This window comes from Sorangium sp. So ce321, assembly GCF_051530195.1.
GTDB lineage: Bacteria > Myxococcota_A > Polyangia > Polyangiales > Polyangiaceae > Sorangium.
The window spans coordinates 1,502,745-1,524,112 of the sequence record NZ_CP150329.1 but is presented as its reverse complement, the minus strand read 5'-3'; the positions used below and the strand labels follow the sequence as shown (position 1 = coordinate 1,524,112).

Here is a 21,368-nt window from a genome sequence, read left to right as displayed (position 1 = left end):
CTGCCCCGCTTCGGCTTCGCTCGCGCTCGCCTTCACGGTTCCGTCTCACGACGGAGCCACTGGGACCTCCCAAGTTCCTCGGCGACCCTCGCCACGCATGCCCCGGCTCTTCGACTCCGGCGGAATCTCAGGAGCAGGCCTCCGGGAACATGTCCCTACGCATCGCTCCCTCGATGTTGCCTTCCGGGCTTACGGTCCCGCCGGCTTCCACGACTTCTTTCTTTCGGAGCCCGATTCCGCGGCCCGCGTGCTCGCTGTCCACGCTTCGTAGTCCGGGTTGCCCTCGGTCACCACGCAAGACTCGCTTCCGACTGGCGGCCCTACCTTGGTCGGGCAGGAATTCAACCCGCTGGGTCGCTACATCAGGTTTCAGTTGGTGTGGACTTCACATGGCATCCTCCTGATCGAAGCTGTGCTTGGCGCACCGTAGGTTAAAGAAGCCGGAGCGCAGCGCGAGGAAGTGTAGCGCAGCAAACCGAAAGGGTGGGACCGCGAGCGTCGTGATGGCTCGGTCCTGGGTCGAAAGAGCGTGGTCCGGGCGGCGCCACGCGCGCCAAGGGGCGCATCGGCGCGCCGTGGGCACACGTGTCCGTCCGGGCGTTGGTCTGGCCCGGGAGGCGCGTCGCGAGACGCTCTACGGCGTCACCGGGCGCCTTGCGGCGCACAACGGTGCTTTTCCAGTACGGTGGCCGCCGCGTGGACGCTGGGAGAGCGTGCTGGAACATCGGTCGGCTCGCCGAGGCGATCGGGGGTCGCAGCACGTCACGCAGCAGCGCCTCCCTCGCCGCGGCATGGTGCGCACCGGCGCGCGTCGCTGCGTGCAAGGTGAAGCCATCGAGCCCAGCGCACAGCGGCTTGTCGTACGCGAGCGCGCTCGGAGAAGACGACGAGAGCCCGCGGAGCCATTGCGGGGCGACGACGTGTGGCGCGGCTCTCGTCCCGAGACGGCGGAGGCACAGAGCGCTGCCTCGGGCTCGCCGTCCTCCTCGACGTCGTGCTCGATCTCGAGATGCCCGGGCCGCCGGAGGTAACGGAGCATCCGCCCGACGGCGTGCTCTAGGACCTGACCGACCTCGCGCGTTCGCAGGTGACCGAGCTCGTTCCACACGAGCTCGGTGCCGTCTTCGTGATAAGCCCCGTCGAGGAAGACCACGTGCAGATGCGGATTGAGCCGCATGTCGCCGGACGCGCGTTGCACGGCGGTCACCGCGCCGCTCTTGACCGCGCCGAACGCGCCTCGGCGCGCGGCGCGCTCTTCGTAGAACCGCTCCACGCTCTCGACGAAGATGCGGGTCAGCACGCCGAACAACGCCCCGTCCTGGGCGAGCCTGCGCCGCCACGGGAGCTGGGTGACCGTCGGCCCGCACGTGGTGCGCGTCGCCTTCAAGACCGGCGACATCAACCTGACTGGCTCCGGTTCGTGGAGTAGCGCGGCGACGGGGCGTGCCCAGGGGCTCGTTGTGGGCGGGAGGGGCTAGCCAGCTAGGAGGGCTGGCCGGTCGGCATGATCGTGACCTGCTGGAGGTTGACCCGCTTCGGCAGGCTCACGGTGAACGCGATGGCCTCGGCCACGTCCTCGGGGGCGAGCCACTCCATCTGCGACTTCGACCCCTCGAGCCAGTCGCGCGCGCCCTTGAAGTCGACGTGACTCTGCAGCTCCGTGCCGACGATGCCTGGCTCGATGGATGCCACGCGCACACCCTTGGAGCCCAGCTCTGCACGGAGGTGGATCGACAGATGGGTCACGAACGCCTTCGTCCCGCTGTACACCGCGAAGGCCGGGAAGATGTTCTTGCCGGCGATCGACGAGATGTTCACGAGATCCGCCGGCCCCGGGCCGGAGCCAGCCTGCACGAGCGCCGACGTGAACGCGCCGATGACGTTCATGAGGCCAGTGACGTTGAGATCGATCTGCTGCTGCCACTGGTCGACGCGCCTGGCCTCGATCGGGTTCGGCAGCATGACGCCGGCGTTGTTCACGACGATGTCCACGCGCCCGAGCTTCTCGATGACCTCGGAGGCGACCCGCTCGACGGCCTCTCGATCGGTCACGTCGACCTGCCATACCGCGGACTGGCCACCGGCCTTCCGGATGGCGTCGCTGAGCGCATCGAGCCTCTCCTTCCGGCGAGCGAGCAACGCCACGCGCGCGCCGCGGGCGGCGAGCGCCTTCGCCGTCGCCTCGCCGATGCCGCTGGATGCGCCCGAGATGACGGCGACCCGCTCCGCGAGGGCGCCCTGGGCCTGCTGAACCATGTTTCACTCCTCCTGATGGGGCCGCGCTCACCTGCGCGGCTCGTTGACGCGACAATAAGTAGCCGCGGCGGCCGGAAACGGAAGGCACGGAACTATCGAAGGCATGCACGATCCTATGAGCGAGGCGACGAACCTCCTGGCGCCCTCTCGACCAGGGGGGTAGGATGACGCGCATGTCGAGAGCGGCTCGTTCGAGCAGTTCCTTGGCCGCTGGGATTGCCGCGCTGGCGCGCCATGAGGGTTGCAACAGCACGCGTTACCCGGGCGTCGTCGTCTACCGCGTGACCGTCGCGGAGCCGCCCACGCCCACCCTCTATCCTGCCAGCTTGATTCTCGTCGGCGCTGGCGAGAAGCACGCAATTCTGAGTGACGAGACGTTCGTGTACAACGCCGGCTACTACCTCGTGGTCACCTCACCGCTGCCGATGCTCTGCAGGACCATTGCGTCGGTCGATGAGCCCGTGCTCACCGTGGTGGTCGAGATCGAGCTCGCCCTCCTGCGCGAGCTGCTCATCGAGGAGGATGAGCCGCCCGCGCCCCAGCTGGCGCGTTCCTCTCGCAGCGTTCTTCGCGCGCCGCTTCCGCGCGACCTCGAGGACGCTGGAGCCCGTTTGCTCGCTTGCCTGACCGATGAACGGCGCACGAGGGCGCTCGCGCGGCAGACCATCCGCGAGATGCTCTTTCTCGTGCTCGACGGGCCCTATGGCGATTCGCTTCGGGCGCTCGCGGAAGGCCCGACGAGCCAGCTCGCGCACGTTCTCCGCCATATGAACGCGAGATTCGCGGAGCGAATGAGCATCGGCGACCTCGCGCAGATGGCGCACATGAGCGTCCCGACGTTCCATCAACACTTCAAGTCGATGACCGGAACCTCGCCGCTGCAGTACATGAAGGCGCTCCGCTTGACACGTGCACGCCAGATGCTCCATGCGGGAGGCACGGTGAAGACCGCCGCGCACGACGTCGGTTACGAGAGCGAGTCGCAGTTCAGCCGGGAGTACCGTCGGTTCTTCGGCTCGCCGCCGTCGGCGGACGCGCACGCGGCGCCGCGTGGACGTTCGTGACCAGTCGACCCAACGCCTGACCGATGTCCCGGGGTTCGAGGATCCGGTCGCCCACCGGCTGCTGTCGCGCGGGTGGTGGGCCAGCGACGCATCCCTGACGCCGGACGCGTCACTCAGCGGTCGCGGAGGTCGCGCCCCGTCTTGTCAGTTCTTGGCACGGCGCGACGGCGGTGTCAGCGCGGAGGTAAAAGAAGCCGGATCGCAGCGCGAAGAAGTGTAGCGCGGCAGAGCGAAAGGGTGGGACCGCGAGCGTCGTGATGGCTCGGTCCTGGGTCGAAAGCGCGTGGTCCGGGCGGCGCCGCGCGCGCTAAGAGGCGCATCGGCGTGCCGTGGGCACACGTGTCCGTCCGGGCGTTGGTCTGGCCCGGCAGGCGCGTCGCGAGACGCTCTACGGCGTCACCGGGCGCCTTGCGGCGCACAACGGTGCTTTTCCAGTACGGTGGCCGCCGCGTGGACGCTGGGAGAGCGTGCTGGAACATCGGTCGGCTCGCCGAGCGCGCAGAGGAAGCGGACGATGTTCCGGGGCTCGGTGACCATGGCGACGAGCTTCATCCGCCCCTTGCAAGTCGGGCACTCGAGGACATCGATCGCACATGTGCGGCGCAAGAGCTCGGCGCGGCTTGTCGACCGCCCGATAGCCGCCACGCTTGCGTTTCGGAGCGGCGTCATCGTCCGCCTTCGTGGGCTCTTCTGGCTTCGCAGGGCGCGGTCCGATGCGCTTGCGCGCCAACGTGGGCGACTCGCCGAGGCGAGCACGCCAGCGTCCTTGACGGTCTGAAAGCGCGGCGGCGGGACGCTGGCCGCGAGGCGGCACAGGCGCGAGAGCGGATCCATGTCCACCGCGACAGTCCCGTCAGCGAAGGCGCGCTCGAGCGACAGCCTTCGCGAGCCGGACCCGGCGGTCAGGCGGAGATAGACGCGGCGATGGCCCGGCCGGCGAGGCGGGCAGTGGCGAGGAGACGGTCCAGGCCGTCCCCTTCCCGCGCCCTGGCGGAGAGGCCCGCCATCACCGTGGCGACGTAATCCGTAAGGAGCCGGGCCTCCTCCGGGTGGCGGGCCGCGACGAAGCGGTGGATGAAATCCTCCGCGGCGACGCGGGCGGCGAGGGCGGCCTCCCGCGCCTCTGGATCGTTGCAGCGCGCGCCCTCCAGGACGAGGCAGCCGGCGGCGGCGGGATCGGCGGCATAGGCGCGGGCGGCGGCTTCCAGCAGGGCCGCGAGGGATTCGGCCACGGGGCGGTCCGGGCGCAGCGACTCGGACAGGGGGATTGCCCCGGCCTTGGCGTAGCGGCCGAGGGCGCGGAGGTAGAGGCCGGCCTTGCTGCCGAATGCGGCGTAGAAGCTGGGCGGGTTGATGCCGAGGGCCCGGGTGAGGTCCGCGACGCTCACCGCATCGTAGCCGCGGGCATGGAACAGGCGCTGGGCGGTGGCGACGGCCTCTTCCGGGTCGAAGCGGCGGGGGCGGCCGCGGGGCCGTGCTATTTTTGTAGTCATCTGTACAAAATTCCTTGACGGCTCCCTTCCGGAACTTAATGTAGCGGTCACTAAGTTAACTCTCAAGGAGGACCGCATGGCCGGTTTTCAGAATAAGTCCGTTCTCGTGCTCGGCGGCAGTCGTGGAATCGGGGCAGCGATCGTGCGGCGCCTGGCCGCGGAGGGCGCGGCGGTGACCTTCACCTATGCCGGCTCGCGCGAGGCCGCGGTGCAGCTCGCGGCGGAGACGGGCAGCACGGCGGTGGCGACCGACAGCGCGGACCGGGATGCGGTGATCGCCCGGGTGCGGGAGAGCGGGCCGCTGGACGTGCTGGTGGTGAATGCCGGGATCGCCCTCTTCGGCGACGCGCTGGAGCTGGACCCGGACGCGGTGGACCGGCTCATCCGGATCAACGTACAGGCCCCCTATCATGCCGCGGTGGAGGCGGCGCGACGCATGCCCGAGGGCGGGCGGATCATCGTGATCGGCTCGGTCAACGGGGACCGGATGCCCTTCGCCGGCCTGGCGGCCTACGCGCTGAGCAAGTCGGCCCTGCAGGGAATGGCGCGGGGGCTGGCGCGGGACTTCGGGCCGCGCGGGATCACGGTGAACATCGTGCAGCCCGGGCCGATCGACACCGACGCGAACCCGGCGGACGGGCCGATGAAGGACCTGATGCACAGCTTCCTGGCCATCAAGCGCCACGGGCGGCCGGAGGAGGTGGCGGGGATGGTCGCCTGGCTGGCGGGCCCGGAGGCGGGCTTCGTCACCGGTGCGATGCACACGATCGACGGCGCGTTCGGCGCCTGACCCGATGGGGCGCGGGGTCGGCATGCAGAACCTACGGATCTCGAGTCCATCCACGCGCACTACCGGCCGCTGGTGGCCCCGGAGGGAGAGAACCGGCTCTATGCGATGCAGTTCGAGTGGAAGCTGATCGGCCCGGAGCGCCGGCTGCTGGTCAAGCAGGCGCGCCCCTACAGCTTCGGCGCGCTCCAGGCGCCCGGCGACTGCGGCGAGTACTAGTCTCGGGTGTCAGAAATCCCGCCAGGGACTCCCGGGTGATGGCGAGCGGTCGTCGTAAACAGCAGCGATTTTCGTAGCTTTCGCCTGTTGCACCACCGAGGGCGGCTCCGGTGTGGCCCAACGGGGCGCCCTCCGCCGCCGCGTCGCCCGCGGTGAAGGGCCCGCGGCATCACCGATCCCACCTTACGGCCACGCTGCGCGCACTGGTTGACATAACGAACCTTGCACGATCCGCATCTCTCCTGGCAAAGTTACGCTGTATCAACAACTTGTCCTTGCATCAAAGAGGCCGCGTTAACTCCACAGCCTGCGGGGCACTTACGCCGACCTCGTCGGCGCTCCTTGTCAACCCGGCTGAGCCTCGCCCACGGCGCCCGTCAGTAGATGTGAGCGACGTGTCTTCCGTCGGACTGACATCTCGGCGTCGACCTCAATGCGATGGCGAAGACCGCTTGAGCAGCGCGCAGCCGATCGCCTTCATCCGCGCTCGCGCGCTGTCAGCGGTGACCGATTGCGGCTTGGCATCCCCCCAGCGATCGATCACGCTCTGGTACGCAGCGCATGCGCCAGGCGTGTCACCGGTCTGCTCGAGCGCCTGCCCGAGGAACCAGCCGATCCGGACATATTTTCTAGGCCAATAGAAGCCATCGCACGCACTCGTTGCCCGGCGCAGAGCGGTGTTACTGAGCACCGTTCTTGATGCCGATGGTTCGCTTGTCGATCTAGCTCTTTGATGGCGGGGTGGCCGGCCGACCGCAGCGGGCCATCGGCGAGGCGGATCATGCTCGATGGCGGCGTCGTCCGGGGGGCGGCAAGGTGCCAGGGCGTTCTCGGTCATGCGTTACGCCGGGTCCGAGAAAATTCTCAACGTAGCTCCTGCTGAAACGACAGCGGCGGCGAGCGGCGGCTCCCACGCCAGAGAGGGCGTGGTGCATTCCGTTCACGCATCGAAAATTACCAACACGACTCCTCACCCGTCCGCATAAGGACCGGGGTAGGTCAGCGGCTGGAGCGGAGCATCGGCGCGGCGCCGGCCACAAAATAGGCGACGGGAGGAGCTCGTTTGGCCGCGTGCCCCCTCCCGTCGTGCTCCGAATCGCTTGAAAGAGCGGAGCCCCCAACAAATCGTTCATCTGGACCTCGATGTCAAAGGCTGGCTCGCTTCACCGCCCACCGTAAACCGCGCGCGGCCAGCCCGCTGCCCGCGTTGCGGCGCGGCGGGCTGCCCGCTGGGGGGCGCGTTGGGGCTGTGGGGTCACGGAACGCGGTCGCGGCAGGTGCGCGGGCCGCTGGCTGCCGGCGAGCGCGGCGGGCTCGTCACGATCGAGGCGCGCCGCTATCGATGCCAGCGCTGCGGCGCCGCGATCACGGTCGTGCCGCGGGGCGTCGCACCGCGACGGCACTTCGCCGCGACGGCCATCGGTCTGGCTCTGCTGCTCGTCGGCACCACCGGTGCAGCGCTTATCGAGGTGCGGCGGCGTGTCAGCCCCTGGTCTGCCAGCTTCGATGCCGACAGCTGGGCGACCGTGCGGCGCTGGTTGCTCGCCATCGACCAAAAGCGCCTCTTTCCGTCGGTCCGCCCCAGTCCTCCCGCTTCTTCCCTGCGGCAGCGGGCCGAGCGGGCCGCGATGACGCTCGTCGCGATGGCGCCTTGTGCGGCCGAGGTCCCCGAGGCCGCCGTCATGGCCGGCGCCGCGCGGGCTGCGTGATGGCGAGCGGCGCGCTGGCCGGGCTCATGTCGGGCCCCACCCAGTTGGATCCTCGGTCGGCGGAGCGCCTTGCGCTTGGATGGGTGTGCGGCCGGTGCGGTGTCATCGGCGCGGAAAGGACACGACGTGCAAGACCCCCTCCAGCCGAAGGACCACGCCGAAGCGGTGGCGCTCTACCGCAGTGAGATCATCGGCTCGCTCATGCACCGCGAGCTCGACCGCGGAGAGCTCGCCGAAGCGCTCGCCGACCTGAGCCAGCAGCGGTTTCGCCCCCCGCGCGCCCATTCTCCGCGCTCCTACTCGGTCCCCACGCTCGAGCGCTGGTACTACGCGTACAAGACCGAAGGTCTCGAAGGCCTTCGCCCCAAGCCCCGCAAGGACAAGGGGCGGGCGCGAGAGCTGACGGCCGAGCAACGGCAGATGCTGCTCGACATTCGAGAAGAGCACCCGAGCGCCTCGGTCTCGCTCATCCTCGACACCTTGATCGCGGCAGGCCGGATCGACAAGGAGGCCATCTCCGCCACCACGGTGCGACGCCTGTACGCCGAGCACCACCTCGATCGCGTCGCGCTGCGCGATCGCACGGGCGGCAAGGTGCGGCTGCGCTGGCAGGCCGAGCACCCCGGCGCTCTGTGGCACGGCGACGTGTGTCACGCGTCACCGATCTTCGTTGGCGGCAGCCCGGCGCCGGTGCGGATCCACGCGCTGCTCGACGACGCCTCCCGTTACATCCTCGCGATCGAGGCGATGAGCGCCGAGCGGGAGGTCGACATGCTGGCGCTCTTCATCCGGGCGCTGCGCAAGCACGGCGCTCCCGACGCCCTCTACCTGGACAACGGCTCGACCTACCGCGGGCACACCTTGCACCTTGCGTGCGAGCGACTCGGCACCACCCTGATCCACGCTCGTCCGTACGACGCCCCCGCACGCGGCAAGATGGAGCGCTTCTGGAGGACATTGCGAGAGAGGTGTGTGGACTTCACCGGCGCGCTCGGCTCGCTGCACGACCTCAACGTCCGGCTCTACGCGTGGGTCGACGAGCACTACCACCGCACGCCGCACGCGGCGCTCTTCGGCAAATCCCCCGCGCAGGTCTACGAGGAATATCCCCACGTCACCGACGACCTCGACGAGCGAAAGCTGCGCGACGCGCTCACGACCCAGGCCCGCCGGCGCGTCCGGCGTGACAGCACGCTCTCGATGGATGGAGAGGACTGGGAGACCGACCTCGGCTTCCTCGCCGGCCAGCTCGTCACGGTGTCGCGGTGCCTCGTCGCGCCGAACGAGCCGCCCTGGATCGAACACGAGGGCAAACGCTTCGCCCTGCACCGGGTCGATCCGGTGAAGAACGCCCGTCGCCCGCGGTCCGCCTGCAACCTCGATGTCGCTCACGAGGCGCGCGTGCCCTTCGACCCGCCGAAGACGCTCCTGGACAAGGCGCTCGGCCGAACGCCCCGCGATGACGAGGAAGGATGACCATGGACTTCTGTAGCTATTTCAGCTTCACCGCAGAGCCGTTTTCCAAGGAGGTCGAAGACGGCGAGCTCTGGCTACCCCCGTCCAAGCAGATGGTACTCGAGACACTCATCGAGGCGGTGCACGCCAGAAAGAGCGTGCTCCTCGCCGGTGACCCAGGCGTCGGCAAGACGTGCCTCCTCCGCGCGCTCCGTCATGCCCTTTCGCCGCAGACGTTTCGCTTGACCTACTGCGCCAACGTGACGCTTGGACGTCGGGACTTCTATCGCCAGCTCTGTCTGGCGCTCGGCCTCGCTCGCTGCAGCACCGCTGGAGACGTCTTCTACGCGGTCAGCACGCACGTCGAGGAACTCGCGAAGGAGCGCGTATTCCCGGTCTTCGTCCTTGATGAGGCCCATCTACTTCATCAGGACACGCTCGATCATCTTCACATACTCCTTAATTACGCGTGGGATAGCCGCGCACTGCTTTCGCTCGTGTTGCTTGGCTTGCCCGAGCTCGGCGAGCGGCTCCGCGTGCGCCGCAATCGCTCCCTGTATTCGCGCCTCCACTACCGATTGACCATCGACCCGCTCACGCCGGACGATACGGCCGACTATCTGCGTGTACGTCTCAACCGAGTCGGCTGCACGAAAGAGCTCTTCACCTCGGACGCGATCGCGATGTTGCACGAGGCGGCCGCCGGCAGCCTGCGCGACACCGACCGACTCGCCACGGCCGCGCTCCGCGCCGCTGCGCGTAAAAAACGCAAGCTCGTCGAGCGCGATGTCCTGAGCCGCATCCTGCAACTGGACGCAGAGGAAGCCGGATGAACCCCATCCCCCTGGCCGAGGAGGACACGCGGCGGGCTGACGACGAGGGCAGCGCAGCCGCCGCCCTCGTCGTTGCCCTCGCGCTCGCCCGCGACGCGCTCACCGCGAACTACCCGGACGACCCCGACCCGCTGTGCCCTCGCCTCTACGCCGTCGACGTCGTGCTCCACCACATCGACGGGCTGAGCGACGCCCTCGCTCGCCACCGCGCCGCCCTCGACGGCGACGATCGCCTGCCCACTCACATCGACTGAGAACGTCGGCGCCCCGCGACCGCTGAAGTGCCCCGGCGCCTCGCCTCGCTGCCATCGCGGCAAGCGGAGATCCAGGTCGACGATGGCCATCACGGAGCCGGATCTTCCGGCCATCAAGCAGCCCGCTCGGTAACAAGCGGTCACCGCATTGCTCGGCTTGCCCGCGAGTTGATAGGCCATACCAAGCGTCGCCTGATAGAAAAAAGAATTGAAGCTATCATCCGGCTCTGGCGGCAGTGCAGCGAGAGCTGCATTTCCTTCCTCGAACGTCTCAATCCACGCTCCGTGTGCGCCTGTCCAATCTCCGAGTGTATCCGTATTTGACTCCGAGCCATCGAGATCTAAAGGGCGCGCGGAGTCTCTCGCGCTGGAGCCGTTCTGTGGTCCCGTTCCGGCGTGAAGAATTACTCTCCGCAGCGCTGGTGCATACTGCCTGATACCGGGATCATCGCGCTTTAACGCGTCGGCAGCGACGCGCGCCGCGTCCTGTTCGCGCCCGCTCTCTTCATAAACGTCGATAAGCACATCGTTGAACCCTATGTAATGGATAATCGCGATGTTGTCTGACGCGTTCGTGGTCAATAGTATTCCTTCCCGAGCACGCTCTTCAGCGCGCGCGAAATGGCCGAGTGCGACGTCGAGCGTTGCTAGATCAAGTAGCTCGGTCATGCGACGGGCAGGCTGGCGTATCAGCGCCCACCTCTGGCGAAAGATCTCGAGGATCGCATCTTCAGAGCGACCGAGCGCAAAGAGTCCCGCTGCTTGCATTGCGTACGTGCCAGGAGCCTGGTTCGCTGCACTCGACAGCGCCATCCGCAAACGCTCCACGCCCTCCTCACAATGACCGGCATCGAAGTTCAATGATGCCAGAAGCCAGTGGCAATCTGCAGCGTGCGGCGATATTGTGAGACATTTATCAATCGCCTTGCGCGACTCGCTGCGCCTATTCAATCTGTCGAGAGTCCAGGCCAACATCATCCATCCAGCAGCGTATTGTGGATCGAGATCGACCGAGCGCTGCGCGGCACGAAGGCTTTCCTCTTCGTCTCTTCCTTGAAGCATCGTGGCGAGGTGAAGGAAAAGCTCAGCGTCGTATGGATATTGTGACGTCGTTTCCCGTAGCCGCTCGGCACTCGTACGGAAATCGGGACGGTCGTTCTTCTGTGTAAGTACGGGTTCGTACGCCATTAACAACGCTTGATCACGGGCGCTGAGCATGGAACGACCTTCTACAGCGCGCGCGTAGTGCGCCCTCGCCTTGGTTTGGTCATTGTCTGCGCGGAGAGGGTTGTCTCCATAGGACATGGCTATAGCTAGGTGCATGTGCGCTGCGGCAAATGATGGATCAATGGATATGGACGTTCCCAGGTTTTCCTTTGCTTGTGAGTAGTTACCATCGCGAAAGGCATGAATCGCGGCGGTGTACATCGCCTGCGCTTGCGGGCTCACCGACACTGGTAGTGGTAAGTCCGTAATGGCGGTGGCACGAGGTGCAGGCGAGGCGGACTGCGCCGATGGCGGGGGAGCCCGCCACAATCGCAGTTTAATTATTGCGACGGTAAATATCGCTAATGCCAAGACGACGGCTATCGTCAAGGCCGCGGCGACTCTGCCGGTCCGCTTCCGAGGTCCACTCGGCGCCGGCCATCGCGTAGCGCCTTCCAGCCTTGCCGTCTCTGCGAAGGGATCTGGCTTATCGCCGTCACGGGTGAGGTGTCGCTCGATCGTCGCCCTGGCCGGTCGAGCCGCCGTTGTGACTGGCACTGTAGCCTGGCCGAAGCTCGGCGTTCCGGCGCCCGCGTATTGGGCGAGGAGCACCGCGACCTCCATCAAATCGCCGGGACGCTCCTCACGCGCTCGCGAGAGCATGCGGTTGACCAGGCTGGTTATGTCCTGTGGCACGCCGGGCGCCAGCTCCTGCAGCGGCGGGATCGCGCCCGTTAGCACGATCTTGAGGACCTGTCCGACATTCTCGGCCCGGGTAGGGAGCACTCCCGAGAGACACTCATAGAGGATGATGCCGAGCGCCCAGATGTCCGCGCGATGATCGACATCACGCTCGCCGAACGCCTGTTCAGGCGCCATGTAGCAGGGCGTGCCCAGGATGGCTCGGCTCTCGGTCACCCCTGTCGTCCGTGCTGCGTCGCCGTCCACAGCGGTCAGCTTTGCGATGCCGAAGTCCAGCACCTTGATGCAGTCTTTCGACCTGTCGACAAGGAAGATGTTTTCCGGCTTGAGGTCGCGATGAACAATGCCGAGCGCGTGCGCTGCGCCCACGGCGGAGGCGACCGGCAAGAGAAGTTGCGCCACCTCGCTGACTGGCATCGCGAGCTCGCGCCTCAGCCGGTTCGCCAGCGATTCACCAGCGAGTAACTCCATGACTATGACGGGCGCGCCATCCTCGAGATCGAGAATATCGTAGACCTCGATGACGTTGGGGTGGCGCACGGCGCTCGCCGCTCGCGCCTCGCGCAGCATGCGACGCCGAACCTCGGCCGACGCCGCTCCGCCCTTCACGAACTTCAAGGCGACAGGCTTTCGCGTCACCGTGTGCAGCGCAGCCCACACAACCCCCATTCCCCCCTCGCCGAGCACTCGATCGAGCCGGTAGCGACCCGCAATGACGTCCCCCGCTGTCCACCGGCTGTCTGCATCACTCGCCTGTTCTTCACGCGCCTGAGTTTCCGCCAGCTCGCTCGCGGCCGCCGCGGTGACCTCGTAGCCGTGCGCCATCGCCGCGCCGCAAGCGGCGCATCGCAGAGCGGTCTGGTGGTTTTTCTTCCCACATGTCGGACAAGCTAGCGCGATCATTGCGAGGCCTCCTCCAGCAGCACGCTGAGAATACATACGAGAGATTCCACGGGGAAGCCGCAGGGTGACGCCGTGCCGGCGCAGCCGGCGACCGAGTGGTGGTGAAACGCGCTCTATTCTACGGCCCATCGCCGGCGGACCATTGAGCGCGCGCTGCTCGAGCGGCGCGGCGAGAGCCCCCTCGCCCGGGGTGAAGCGCCACCCAGCGTGCGGCCTCTACATAGATTATGTCCGAGATGAAATTTAGCATCTCGAGGCACATTGGAATCATCTGTCTGGCGTTCTCGGCGGATGTCATCGCCTCGAAGGAATCCCTTCGGCAAGGGCTCAGCGACCGACCCCGGTCAGCTGCTCCGTTCGGAAGAGCTTCTGAATATCGGTGATCCTCGTGTCCCGCGTCGGGGCGCGCCGTCGACGCCGTGTCGGAGATGATCTCGTACGGATCGACCTTCCGGATCTTGGCCGCCATGCGCTCGCCGTCGCCGAGGACGTCGCGGTACCAGCGGAGCGCGCCGACGGCGGTGAGCGTCATCCCCATCAGGTAAAAAAGGCCCGGGACCGCGTGGCAGAAGCTGTGGAGCCGCATCTCGGGCTCCACGATCCAAGAATCGGTGTGCGCGAGGATCACGCCGCTCGTGCCGACCGAGGCCATCGCCCGGCCGCTGCGCACGGTGCCGAGTCCCACCGCGCCCGCCGCGTTGTCCGCCGCGTCCCGGACGACCGGCGTGCCCGCCGGCAGCCCCGTCGCGGACGCGGCCTCCGACGTGTCCGGTTGCGCGGCCACGGTCGGCAGGTGTGGGAACCAGCAGGATCGACGTTGCGGACGCCACGTTCCTATGATGCCTCATCCCATCTAAGGGGCCGCCTGCAGGATCAGGCAATCACCGAGCAGGGGCGTGCATTGCCCGGCGGGCGTGGGCGCAGCACGAATCTGGTGGAGCTGGAAGGGCGCTCTCGAGGAGCGTCGGGACCCCTGGCTTCGGGGGCTTGCGATCTCACTGGACGTCACCAGGAGAGACCGGGGAGCACACGCACAACGCTCCCGGGAGAAGAACCTGAGCAAGACTGAAGACCTGCAGCGTGGTCTCGAAGGCAGGGTCGCGATTGTCACCGGCGCAGCGAGCGGCATCGGTCTGGCCACGGCGCTCTTGCTGGAGGCGCGCGGCGCCGCGGTCGTGGCCAAGGACATCAACCCGGCAGTCAACGAGCTGGCCCGCGGTGACGGCCGCATCGTGCCGTTCGTCGGGGATGTCGCCCAGGAAGCGACGGCCACGCGCGTGGTCGCGCTTGCGGTCGAGCGCTTCGGAAAGCTTGAGCTGCCAGCCGGAGGACCGGAAGGGCGCGGCCGTGAACGCTCGCCGCACGAGGTGAGCGACGAGGTGGGGCGCTACGGGTAGCGACTGCTCAGGTCGCTGCCGGATCGCGCGCCGATTCACACGCTCGACACCTCCGCATGACGCCGCGATCGCGGCGTGCGGGCGCCTCGACTTCCTCCGGTGGGTGCTTCAGCCTACCCGCACGACGGCGGGCGCTCGGAGCGCCGGGCGCCCGTCGGGAAGCCGGAATGAACAGAGTGTCCCATCGGGACAGCCAAGGAGAAGCGCTCATGAGAGGCATTCGTGCGATCGTCGCGTGCTCGCTCTTCGGCTTCGCCGTCGTCGCCTGCGGCGTCACCACGGACGACGTGGACGAGGGACAGGCGCAGGAACTGGAGCAGGAAGAGCCGACGCTGGAGGCCGAGCAGGAGATCGGCAGTCAGCCGTGCGGCAGCAACACCTGTACAGGAGGGACGGTCTGCTGTAACGCGAGCTGCGGCTGGTGCGTGCCCAAGGGAATGATGTGCATCCAGATCGCGTGCAGCCAGAGCGACGGCGACGCCACCTGAGCTGCGCGACGCGGCCGCCGGTGAGCGGCGGAGAGGCGCCGGCCAGCTCCGCGCGCCAGAGATCCCGACAGGGAATTCCCGGTCGGAGCGGGGCGGTCGCCAGAAAGCTTAGTGCTTCCGGGAGCTTCCGGCCGTTTCGCCGCGGAGGGCGGCTCCGACGTGGCCCAACGCGGGCCCAACGGGCCGCCCTCCGCTGCCGCGTCGGCCGCTGTCGAGCGGCCCGCGGCATCATCGGTCGGGGTCGGCGCCTGACTCGACGGCGCGGCGCCGAAGAAGCCGCCTTCGCTCGTCGCCCCGGCATCCGGTCCCACCAACACGAGAGCTCCTCCGACCGATCCGCCCATACCTCGGAGTTCGGGGATCGCCTCATCCAGGGGGGCGAAGTCGCCCAAGCCGAGCTCAGCGACCTTGCGCGGCAATACCGAGGAGCGCGAGGGCATGCGAGCCGACTAGGGAGACGACAGATGAGCGGTGGCTCCCCGCGACCGCGCTGCCCAGCACGGACGCCAGCGCGAGCGCTGCGCCGAACCAGCGCGGGGCGGAGCGTCGCCCCGGGGGTGCGGTGTGAACGCGGAGGGGTCGACGGCACCGGCGGTGCCGGCAGCACCGGAGAACGCGGAGGCGTCCAGGACACCGGCGGGACCGGCAGCATCGGCTGAGCGCCGGCTGGGCAGCCCTGGAACAGCCCGGTCCGAAGAATCTGCCGTTCTGCTCGTGATACAGAAGTATATCCTGACGCGATCTTCGCCGCCCCTCGAGATTTCGTGATCGAATCGTGATTGGCCGCCGGCGGCCCGACACACCTTGTGATCGGACGTGACGCTCACGCGGCGGTTGGCGGTCGCCTCGCGTCCATTTCCTCCGCGCAGCTTCTTCTGTTCGAAATATTCCATGCGGCGCGCCCCGCGCTCCGCGCGCCACGAGAGGGCAGTATGACCAGTTGACGTCTTTCGCGTCGACGGTTCCTCGCCTCGGGGGGGGCAAACCACTCTTCCGGCGGAACGATTGGTTCAACAACACTTCTTTCAACAACGGCACCCAGTCCAACATGCTGGCGAGCCGCTGGGACGCGAACGACAATCGCACAAACGGCGTGACGTTGACCGGCGACAAGGTTCATCGAATGCACAACAACATCAGCTTTCCACTCAAGAACACCGACTAGGTATAGTTATGCAACGAATCATTGGTGCAAGGACAAGCGCCCACGCTCTCGCGTTCGGGGTGGCTTCCATGGTCCTGGTGATGGGGGTTACGCGGCGCGCCGCCGCTGGCTATGAGCCACACAAGTATACCGAGCCAGGGACGGGGCTGGTCTTGGAATACAACCTGTATGTTCCAAACGACTATGATCGGGGGCGAAAGTACCCGCTTCTCGTGTTTCTACACGCGGCCGGGCAAGACAGCGATCTTCCGCGGGACCTGCGCTCCAGCGGAAAGGGCTGGACAGGGTCGTTTCTTGATAATGGAGACGACAAGAAGTATCCCTCATTCTTCCTCATTCCGATCTCGCAAACCAATCGGTCCGGGTGGGGTGACGGTCGTTCCGACGCGGAGAAGTTCGAAGGGCGCTTGACGATCGTCGTCCTGAAGCAGTTGGTCGCGTCTGGCGAGTATAACATTGATCCCGACCGGCTCTACTTGACGGGCCCCTCGATGGGCGGACGTGGGACCTGGGACATGATCGAGAAGAACCCGGGGCTGTTCGCCGCAGCCGTACCGGCTGCGGCCCCCGGCCTCGACGAACCCGAGAAGGTCGTGGGCGAGAACATCTGGTCGATCAACGGGGAGCGAGATTCAACGGTCGGTGACAATCGCAAGACGATCGCTGCTATACGCGCCCTCGGCGGTAACCCAATCTACACTGAGCTCGCGGGGCACGGTCATGATACGTGGCGCGACATCTATCCCTCCGACGCGTTCATGGAATGGGTGTATGCGCAGCGTCGCGGTGTCCCTTGGTGGTACGTGAGCGAAGTACCCAAGGTTCCGCACCCACTGACGCCTGGCCAGCCTGCCGTCACGGGTCCAACTGGCCCGGCTGATGTACCCGACGGAACGGGTGGTGCCGCGGGAAGCGGGCAGGACGAAGGTGCTGGCGGCATGGCAGGTGCCACACAGGGCAGCGGCGGCTTCGCAGGTCACACGGACGCCGGCGCAGGACCTGTTAACGCGGTCGGCGGCGGCAACAGCATGGGAGGAGGCTTGCCCACGAACGCTCCCGAAGGCGACGATACTGGCACGCCACCCAAAAGTGAGGCGAGTTGCCGCTATGCGTCGCGTCCTAGTCCCGGTTCCGCATCGGCTGCGTGGCTTGCTGCGCTGGCGCTGGTCGTAACGTTACGGAGGAGAGGACGATGAAGGTACTACGTATATCACAGTGGCTACCGCCACTGCTTCTTGCCTGTGTGGGTTGCACCGGGCTGATTGGCTCATCCGAGGAAGAGACGCCACGCAACGGCGGCGCTGACTCGGAGCTCCCCAGCATACCACCAGGGGGCGAGCCAGGCGGCAGCTACGTCGTGCCCACGACTGTGCTGGACTCTGGCCGTGTCGTGCTGCGCCGCCTGAACCGGACGGAGTACGACAACACCATGCGCGACCTGCTCGGGAGCACGTTGAACCTGGCCAGAAAGACTCCCTTTGCAGCGGACGACGTGGTCGACTATTTCGACACCAACGGGGAGGCGCTCGTGATGTCGCTGCTGCTGACGGAGCAAATGGACCAGGCTGCCAGCACCTTGATTGAGGAGCTAATGGGGCGCACAGCTAGCGATCCATGGCGAAATCGGATCCTCACCTGCGAGCCCAGCGCGTCGACGTTCGACAGGTGCGCCACCGAAGTACTGAACGGCTTCATGAAGAACGCCTACCGGCGTCCTGTGACCGCGGACGAGGTGCAGGCCCGCGTCGACCTGGGTCGGAGCGTCCTACAGTCTAGCGGCGATCCGACCGCCGCCTTGAGCGCTGCTCTGAAAAGCGTGCTGCTCTCTCCGCACTTCTTGTATCGCGTGGAGCTCGGCGATCCTGAGTCACCCGTCGCTACCCCGCTCTCCGACTACGAGCTCGCCAGTCGGCTCTCGTACTTCCTGTGGGCGTCAATGCCTGACCAGGAGCTGTTCGACGCAGCGGCCGCCGGGCAGCTGAGCGCAGCGGGACCAGAGCTGACTGCGCAGGTCGAGCGCATGCTCGCCGACGACAAGGCGGAGGGGCTCATCGAGAGCTTTGCCGTCCAGTGGCTCTCGACTCGCGACGCCCCGTCGTTCGTAGCGGAGGCGGCTCTGTTTCCGGACTACGACGACGAGCTCCGACTGTCGCTGGCTCAAGAAACGAACCTGTTCTTCAAGGCGCTCATCGATGAGAGACAGCCGCTCACGACGCTCCTTCGCAGTGATTTTACGTTTGTCAACGACCGCTTGGCTCGCCACTATGGCCTCCCACCCGTGGGCGACGGCTTCCAGCGCGTAAGTCTAAGGGGGTCGCCACGCATTGGGATCCTGTCACACGCATCAGTGCTGGCCGTGACTTCCCACCCGAACCGAACCTCTGTGGTGAAGCGGGCCGAGTGGGTGCTCGAACGCTTGCTGTGCGATCCCCCGCCGCCGCCGCCAGCGATGATTCCTCCGATCAAGGAGGAGTTGCCGCCCGGCTTGACCTTGCGCCAGACGCTCGAAGCGCACCGCGCGAATCCCGCCTGCGCCGGCTGTCACAAGATCATGGACCCGATCGGTTTCGCTCTCGAGAATTTCGACGCGACAGGAGCGTTCCGGACGATGGACAACGGCGCTCCGGTCGACGCGAGTGGACAGCTAGCTGACGGCACACCTCTGGCCGGACATGAGGACCTCGCGGCGGCCATCGCGAATGACGCAGATTATGCGATTTGCGTTGCGAAGCATTTGCTCACGTTCGCCGTAGGGCGCTCCTTCAGCGCCGAGGAGGCCAAATCGTATGCGGCCGGCATCGGCGTCACCATGAAGGACGCCGCGTGGCCCGAATTCATTCACGCCATCGTCCAGAGTGAAGCGTTTCGAACCCGGCGCGGCGAAGCGCAGTAACAACTTGGAGTCCCCAATGAAGGTCAGCAAATCGCGCAGATTGTTCCTCACCGGCGCCGCGACATTCCTCGCGCTGCCATTCCTGCCTTCGGCTGTGTGGACGCGCCGCGCCGCGGCCGCGAACTGCACCGCGCCGCGGCGCTTCATGGCCTGGATGGTTCCGAACGGCATGGTCATGAATAACTGGACGCCAACGACGACCGGCAAGGACTGGAAGATGACGCCGATCCTGGCGCCGCTGGAGCCCGTACGAAAGAAGATCATGGTGCTTACCGGGCTGGACAACCAGAAAACGGCCGTTCCTGGCCGCCCTCCGGGGGACCACGGCGCGGGTACCGGCATGCTGCTCAATATGATCCCGGTGAATGGGCACACCAACGACCGCAACCGTACAAGCATCGATCAGGTGCTGCTGCCGGCCTTGAACAGCAGTGAATGCGGCACACCGCGCCTACCCAGCCTGAACATCGGCCTGCAAGGTGACAATGGGCTCTGCGACAGCGTCTCATGCGATTTCTCTCGCGCGATATCGTGGATCCAGGGGCGGCCGCAGCCGAATATTTACGATCCCCGTGCGCTATTCGATCGCATGTTCACGGGCATTGGGGCTGACGACGGGATGAGCCGCGACGAATCAGCACGGCGTAGTGAGGAACACAAGAGCGTGCTGGACGCGGTGCTCAGTGACATCAACTCGCTGAACGTCAAGCTCAGCGCTGGGGATCGCCTCAAGCTCGATGAGTACGCCACGAGTTTGCGTGAACTCGAGCAGCGCATCGACAACACAGGCACGGGTGTCGAGTGCACGGTGCCGGCGAGACCCGCAGCATCACCGCCGCTCAATCAGGAGCGCGGCATTACGCCTTCCACCATCGTCGAACGTCATACCGCGATCTTCGTTGATCTCATGGCCCTGGCGTTCACGTGCGACATAACGCGATCCATCACCTTCATGCTCGGCAATGGCACGAGCAACAATGACTATGAGTTCTTGATCGGCAGATCCACGCCTCATCACGGCACATCGCACCACCAGAACAATAGGGGGAAGCTCGAGGCGCTCACGAAGATCGACACATGGGAAATCGAGCAGGTGGCCAAGCTTCTTGGCAAGCTCGATGCTGCCAGGGAAGCTGACGGGAGGACGGTGCTCGACAACACTACGTTCTACATGAGCAGCGACATTGCTGATGGCGACAGTCACAACCACTGGGACATGCCCATTCTGGTTGCCGGCGGCGCCGGCGGCGCGCTAAAGATCGATGGCCGTCACGTCAACTACACTCCGGATCTGACGTTTCCTCGCGGGCTGATCGGTAAGCGCAGTGACGTGCATACTGGCCGAGTCTTGATATCGATCCTGCAAGCACACGGCATCATGGTGGATAAGTTCGGCGAGGCTAAGGGCGGCCCGTTGCCTGAACTTATGCAGGGGTAGTGCGTAGGGATATCGCGGCCAACAACCGGGACCTCTCATTCATCCCGGACGTGGCGAAGCGTGGCGGCGACGGGGGAGGTCACTCGGTCTCGCACCACAGCGGCCGGGACGACCTGGAAAACAAGTTCCGGGCCATGGTGCGCCGTTTTTTCTGATCGCGCCGGGCGCCAGCGTCAAGAACGTGACCATCACCTACCCCGGCTGTGAGGGGATCCACATGATGGGCGACAACGCGCTCGAGAACATCACCTCGGATCACCTCGGAGAGGACGCGGCCTCGGTCCGTAGCTACTTCCCCGGCGGGGCGATCTTGATCAAGGACAGCAAGGGGTTCAAGGCCGCCGACAAGATGACCAAATTCCGTTCTGCGGAACCGCCGGGGGCGTCACCAAAAAAAGACGAGCGGACGCCTCAGAGTCGTGCCGAAAGCCAGCGCCTCAGGACACATACCAGTCGATTCTTGGAAATGGTGATCTCGGACGTTCCGTGCGGCGGCTCAGTGGTCGCTCGGTCCTGGAATGATTCGACCAGCTCACGCACGCAAGGCTCCGGCGACCTCGAGGTCAGCTTTCAGGTTTTCTAACCTCGCTTGAAAGGAGAGTGTCATCGTGAGGTGCATTGCGTACGGGACGATGGCCTTGGTCATGGTGGGAGCGCCGAGTGCGCACCGCAGCCGCCTCTTGGCCCGTGCGTTGCATCGCGTCTCTGGCGAACGCGCGGTGGAGCGCTTTCCCATAGCTCCCGATGATGGCCGCACGCCTGACTCCCTATCAACCATCGCGGAAATCGTTGGACTGGGCCGGCCTGAGCCGCTGCGCGCAGCAGAGCGCGGCCTGAGCCACGGTGCCAGGCGAAGCACGTCTGAGCTTCGCGAGCTGCCGGCCGACCGGGATCCAAGGTTTGGACTCTGGTATCGGCGGCACCGCTTCAACCCGTCACGACCGAACTCGCGCTGGAGCTCGCTAGGACGCCTTGCAGCAGGTGGAACTCCTCAGAATCTGCGTATGCCCACAACGAAATGTTGCAGGAGCCGCTCATCGGGAAAAGGGTCGCAGGGGGCCCACAGTCCTCCCTGCCGGAGGCAGCGGCACCGGAGGCACGACCGC

At 66.3% G+C, this 21,368-nt stretch carries 18 protein-coding genes and 2 pseudogenes; 13 read left to right on the top strand and 7 right to left on the bottom strand.

What is annotated here, in order from left to right; all coding sequences use genetic code 11:
• Nucleotides 1-634: 634 nt before the first annotated feature.
• Together WME89_RS05965 and WME89_RS05960 are read right to left on the bottom strand one after the other, a co-directional pair.
• The gene (locus WME89_RS05965; protein WP_438011902.1) at nt 635-1,300 is read right to left on the bottom strand and encodes a transposase; all 666 of its coding nucleotides are present in this window, start codon (nt 1,298-1,300) and stop codon (nt 635-637) included.
• A 182-nt stretch (nt 1,301-1,482) separates the two neighbouring features.
• Nucleotides 1,483-2,256 (bottom strand): SDR family oxidoreductase, encoded by a 774-nt coding sequence (locus WME89_RS05960; RefSeq protein WP_437624003.1) that lies wholly within the window; start codon nt 2,254-2,256, stop codon nt 1,483-1,485.
• 173 nt (nt 2,257-2,429) lie between these two features.
• Between WME89_RS05960 and WME89_RS05955 the strand changes: the two genes are divergently transcribed.
• A complete protein-coding gene (locus WME89_RS05955; RefSeq protein ID WP_438008273.1) occupies nt 2,430-3,320 on the top strand; it encodes an AraC family transcriptional regulator N-terminal domain-containing protein in 891 nt (296 codons plus the stop codon).
• 396 nt (nt 3,321-3,716) lie between these two features.
• Here WME89_RS05955 and WME89_RS05950 read toward each other — a convergent pair whose 3' ends face one another.
• Nucleotides 3,717-3,872 carry a hypothetical protein gene (locus tag WME89_RS05950; protein WP_437822062.1) on the bottom strand — a complete coding sequence of 52 codons (156 nt, stop codon included), beginning with the start codon at nt 3,870-3,872 and terminating at the stop codon, nt 3,717-3,719.
• 350 nt (nt 3,873-4,222) lie between these two features.
• Nucleotides 4,223-4,813: a helix-turn-helix domain-containing protein gene (locus tag WME89_RS05945; protein WP_438008272.1), complete on the bottom strand. Its 591-nt coding sequence runs from the start codon at nt 4,811-4,813 to the stop codon at nt 4,223-4,225.
• Between the two features lie 76 nt (nt 4,814-4,889).
• Here WME89_RS05945 and bdcA point away from each other — a divergent pair, with 76 nt between their 5' ends.
• A complete protein-coding gene (gene bdcA / locus WME89_RS05940) occupies nt 4,890-5,603 on the top strand; it encodes an SDR family oxidoreductase (RefSeq protein WP_438008271.1) in 714 nt (237 codons plus the stop codon).
• Nucleotides 5,604-5,675: 72 nt separating this feature from the next.
• The gene (locus tag WME89_RS05935) at nt 5,676-5,819 is read left to right on the top strand and encodes a hypothetical protein (protein WP_438008270.1); all 144 of its coding nucleotides are present in this window, start codon (nt 5,676-5,678) and stop codon (nt 5,817-5,819) included.
• A 430-nt stretch (nt 5,820-6,249) separates the two neighbouring features.
• Here the strand turns inward: WME89_RS05935 and WME89_RS05930 are convergent, their stop codons facing one another.
• Nucleotides 6,250-6,510 (bottom strand): tetratricopeptide repeat protein, encoded by a 261-nt coding sequence (locus tag WME89_RS05930; RefSeq protein WP_438008269.1) that lies wholly within the window; start codon nt 6,508-6,510, stop codon nt 6,250-6,252.
• 409 nt (nt 6,511-6,919) lie between these two features.
• On the opposite strand from WME89_RS05930, the gene WME89_RS05925 reads away from it, so the two are divergent.
• The 3 genes from WME89_RS05925 to WME89_RS05915 all read left to right on the top strand — a co-directional run bounded on the left by WME89_RS05925 (nt 6,920) and on the right by WME89_RS05915 (nt 9,816).
• Nucleotides 6,920-7,528: a hypothetical protein gene (locus tag WME89_RS05925; RefSeq protein ID WP_438003644.1), complete on the top strand. Its 609-nt coding sequence runs from the start codon at nt 6,920-6,922 to the stop codon at nt 7,526-7,528.
• A 126-nt stretch (nt 7,529-7,654) separates the two neighbouring features.
• Entirely contained in the window at nt 7,655-9,004 is a 1,350-nt protein-coding gene (locus WME89_RS05920; protein ID WP_438003645.1) for a helix-turn-helix domain-containing protein, read from the top strand.
• Nucleotides 9,001-9,816 (top strand): ExeA family protein, encoded by an 816-nt coding sequence (locus WME89_RS05915; RefSeq protein ID WP_438003646.1) that lies wholly within the window; start codon nt 9,001-9,003, stop codon nt 9,814-9,816. Before WME89_RS05920 ends, WME89_RS05915 begins: the two co-directional genes overlap by 4 nt.
• Before the next feature lie 2,102 nt (nt 9,817-11,918).
• Here WME89_RS05915 and WME89_RS05910 read toward each other — a convergent pair.
• Both WME89_RS05910 and WME89_RS05905 read right to left on the bottom strand, forming a co-directional pair.
• A pseudogene (locus WME89_RS05910) lies at nt 11,919-12,803 on the bottom strand (serine/threonine-protein kinase); the annotation flags it as partial.
• A gap of 196 nt (nt 12,804-12,999) precedes the next feature.
• Nucleotides 13,000-13,665, bottom strand: coding sequence for a hypothetical protein (locus WME89_RS05905; RefSeq protein ID WP_438008268.1), 666 nt, complete (start codon nt 13,663-13,665; stop codon nt 13,000-13,002).
• Nucleotides 13,666-13,936: 271 nt separating this feature from the next.
• Between WME89_RS05905 and WME89_RS05900 the strand changes: the two are divergent.
• The 7 genes and pseudogenes from WME89_RS05900 to WME89_RS05870 all read left to right on the top strand — a co-directional run.
• A pseudogene (locus WME89_RS05900) lies at nt 13,937-14,200 on the top strand (SDR family NAD(P)-dependent oxidoreductase); the annotation flags it as partial.
• Between the two features lie 287 nt (nt 14,201-14,487).
• A complete protein-coding gene (locus WME89_RS05895; RefSeq protein WP_438008267.1) occupies nt 14,488-14,766 on the top strand; it encodes a hypothetical protein in 279 nt (92 codons plus the stop codon).
• 940 nt (nt 14,767-15,706) lie between these two features.
• Nucleotides 15,707-15,931 carry a hypothetical protein gene (locus tag WME89_RS05890; RefSeq protein WP_438008266.1) on the top strand — a complete coding sequence of 75 codons (225 nt, stop codon included), beginning with the start codon at nt 15,707-15,709 and terminating at the stop codon, nt 15,929-15,931.
• 8 nt (nt 15,932-15,939) lie between these two features.
• Nucleotides 15,940-17,127 carry a hypothetical protein gene (locus WME89_RS05885; RefSeq protein WP_438008265.1) on the top strand — a complete coding sequence of 396 codons (1,188 nt, stop codon included), beginning with the start codon at nt 15,940-15,942 and terminating at the stop codon, nt 17,125-17,127.
• Nucleotides 17,124-18,824, top strand: coding sequence for a DUF1592 domain-containing protein (locus tag WME89_RS05880; protein ID WP_438008264.1), 1,701 nt, complete (start codon nt 17,124-17,126; stop codon nt 18,822-18,824). Before WME89_RS05885 ends, WME89_RS05880 begins: the two co-directional genes overlap by 4 nt.
• A 16-nt stretch (nt 18,825-18,840) precedes the next feature.
• Nucleotides 18,841-20,262 (top strand): DUF1552 domain-containing protein, encoded by a 1,422-nt coding sequence (locus WME89_RS05875; protein ID WP_438008263.1) that lies wholly within the window; start codon nt 18,841-18,843, stop codon nt 20,260-20,262.
• Nucleotides 20,263-20,299: 37 nt separating this feature from the next.
• The gene (locus tag WME89_RS05870; RefSeq protein ID WP_438011901.1) at nt 20,300-20,845 is read left to right on the top strand and encodes a pectate lyase; all 546 of its coding nucleotides are present in this window, start codon (nt 20,300-20,302) and stop codon (nt 20,843-20,845) included.
• Nucleotides 20,846-21,368 lie beyond the last annotated feature (523 nt).

Bases quoted from the DNA above. Each gene is read 5' to 3' on its own strand.
- WME89_RS05960 (WP_437624003.1), bottom strand. From the start codon at position 2,256: ATGGTTCAGCAGGCCCAGGGCGCCCTCGCGGAGCGGGTCGCCGTCATC.
- WME89_RS05955 (WP_438008273.1), top strand. From the start codon at position 2,430: ATGTCGAGAGCGGCTCGTTCGAGCAGTTCCTTGGCCGCTGGGATTGCC.
- WME89_RS05950 (WP_437822062.1), bottom strand. From the start codon at position 3,872: ATGAAGCTCGTCGCCATGGTCACCGAGCCCCGGAACATCGTCCGCTTC.
- WME89_RS05945 (WP_438008272.1), bottom strand. From the start codon at position 4,813: ATGACTACAAAAATAGCACGGCCCCGCGGCCGCCCCCGCCGCTTCGAC.
- bdcA (WP_438008271.1), top strand. From the start codon at position 4,890: ATGGCCGGTTTTCAGAATAAGTCCGTTCTCGTGCTCGGCGGCAGTCGT.
- WME89_RS05915 (WP_438003646.1), top strand. From the start codon at position 9,001: ATGACCATGGACTTCTGTAGCTATTTCAGCTTCACCGCAGAGCCGTTT.
- WME89_RS05895 (WP_438008267.1), top strand. From the start codon at position 14,488: ATGAGAGGCATTCGTGCGATCGTCGCGTGCTCGCTCTTCGGCTTCGCC.
- WME89_RS05885 (WP_438008265.1), top strand. From the start codon at position 15,940: ATGCAACGAATCATTGGTGCAAGGACAAGCGCCCACGCTCTCGCGTTC.
- WME89_RS05880 (WP_438008264.1), top strand. From the start codon at position 17,124: ATGAAGGTACTACGTATATCACAGTGGCTACCGCCACTGCTTCTTGCC.
- WME89_RS05875 (WP_438008263.1), top strand. From the start codon at position 18,841: ATGAAGGTCAGCAAATCGCGCAGATTGTTCCTCACCGGCGCCGCGACA.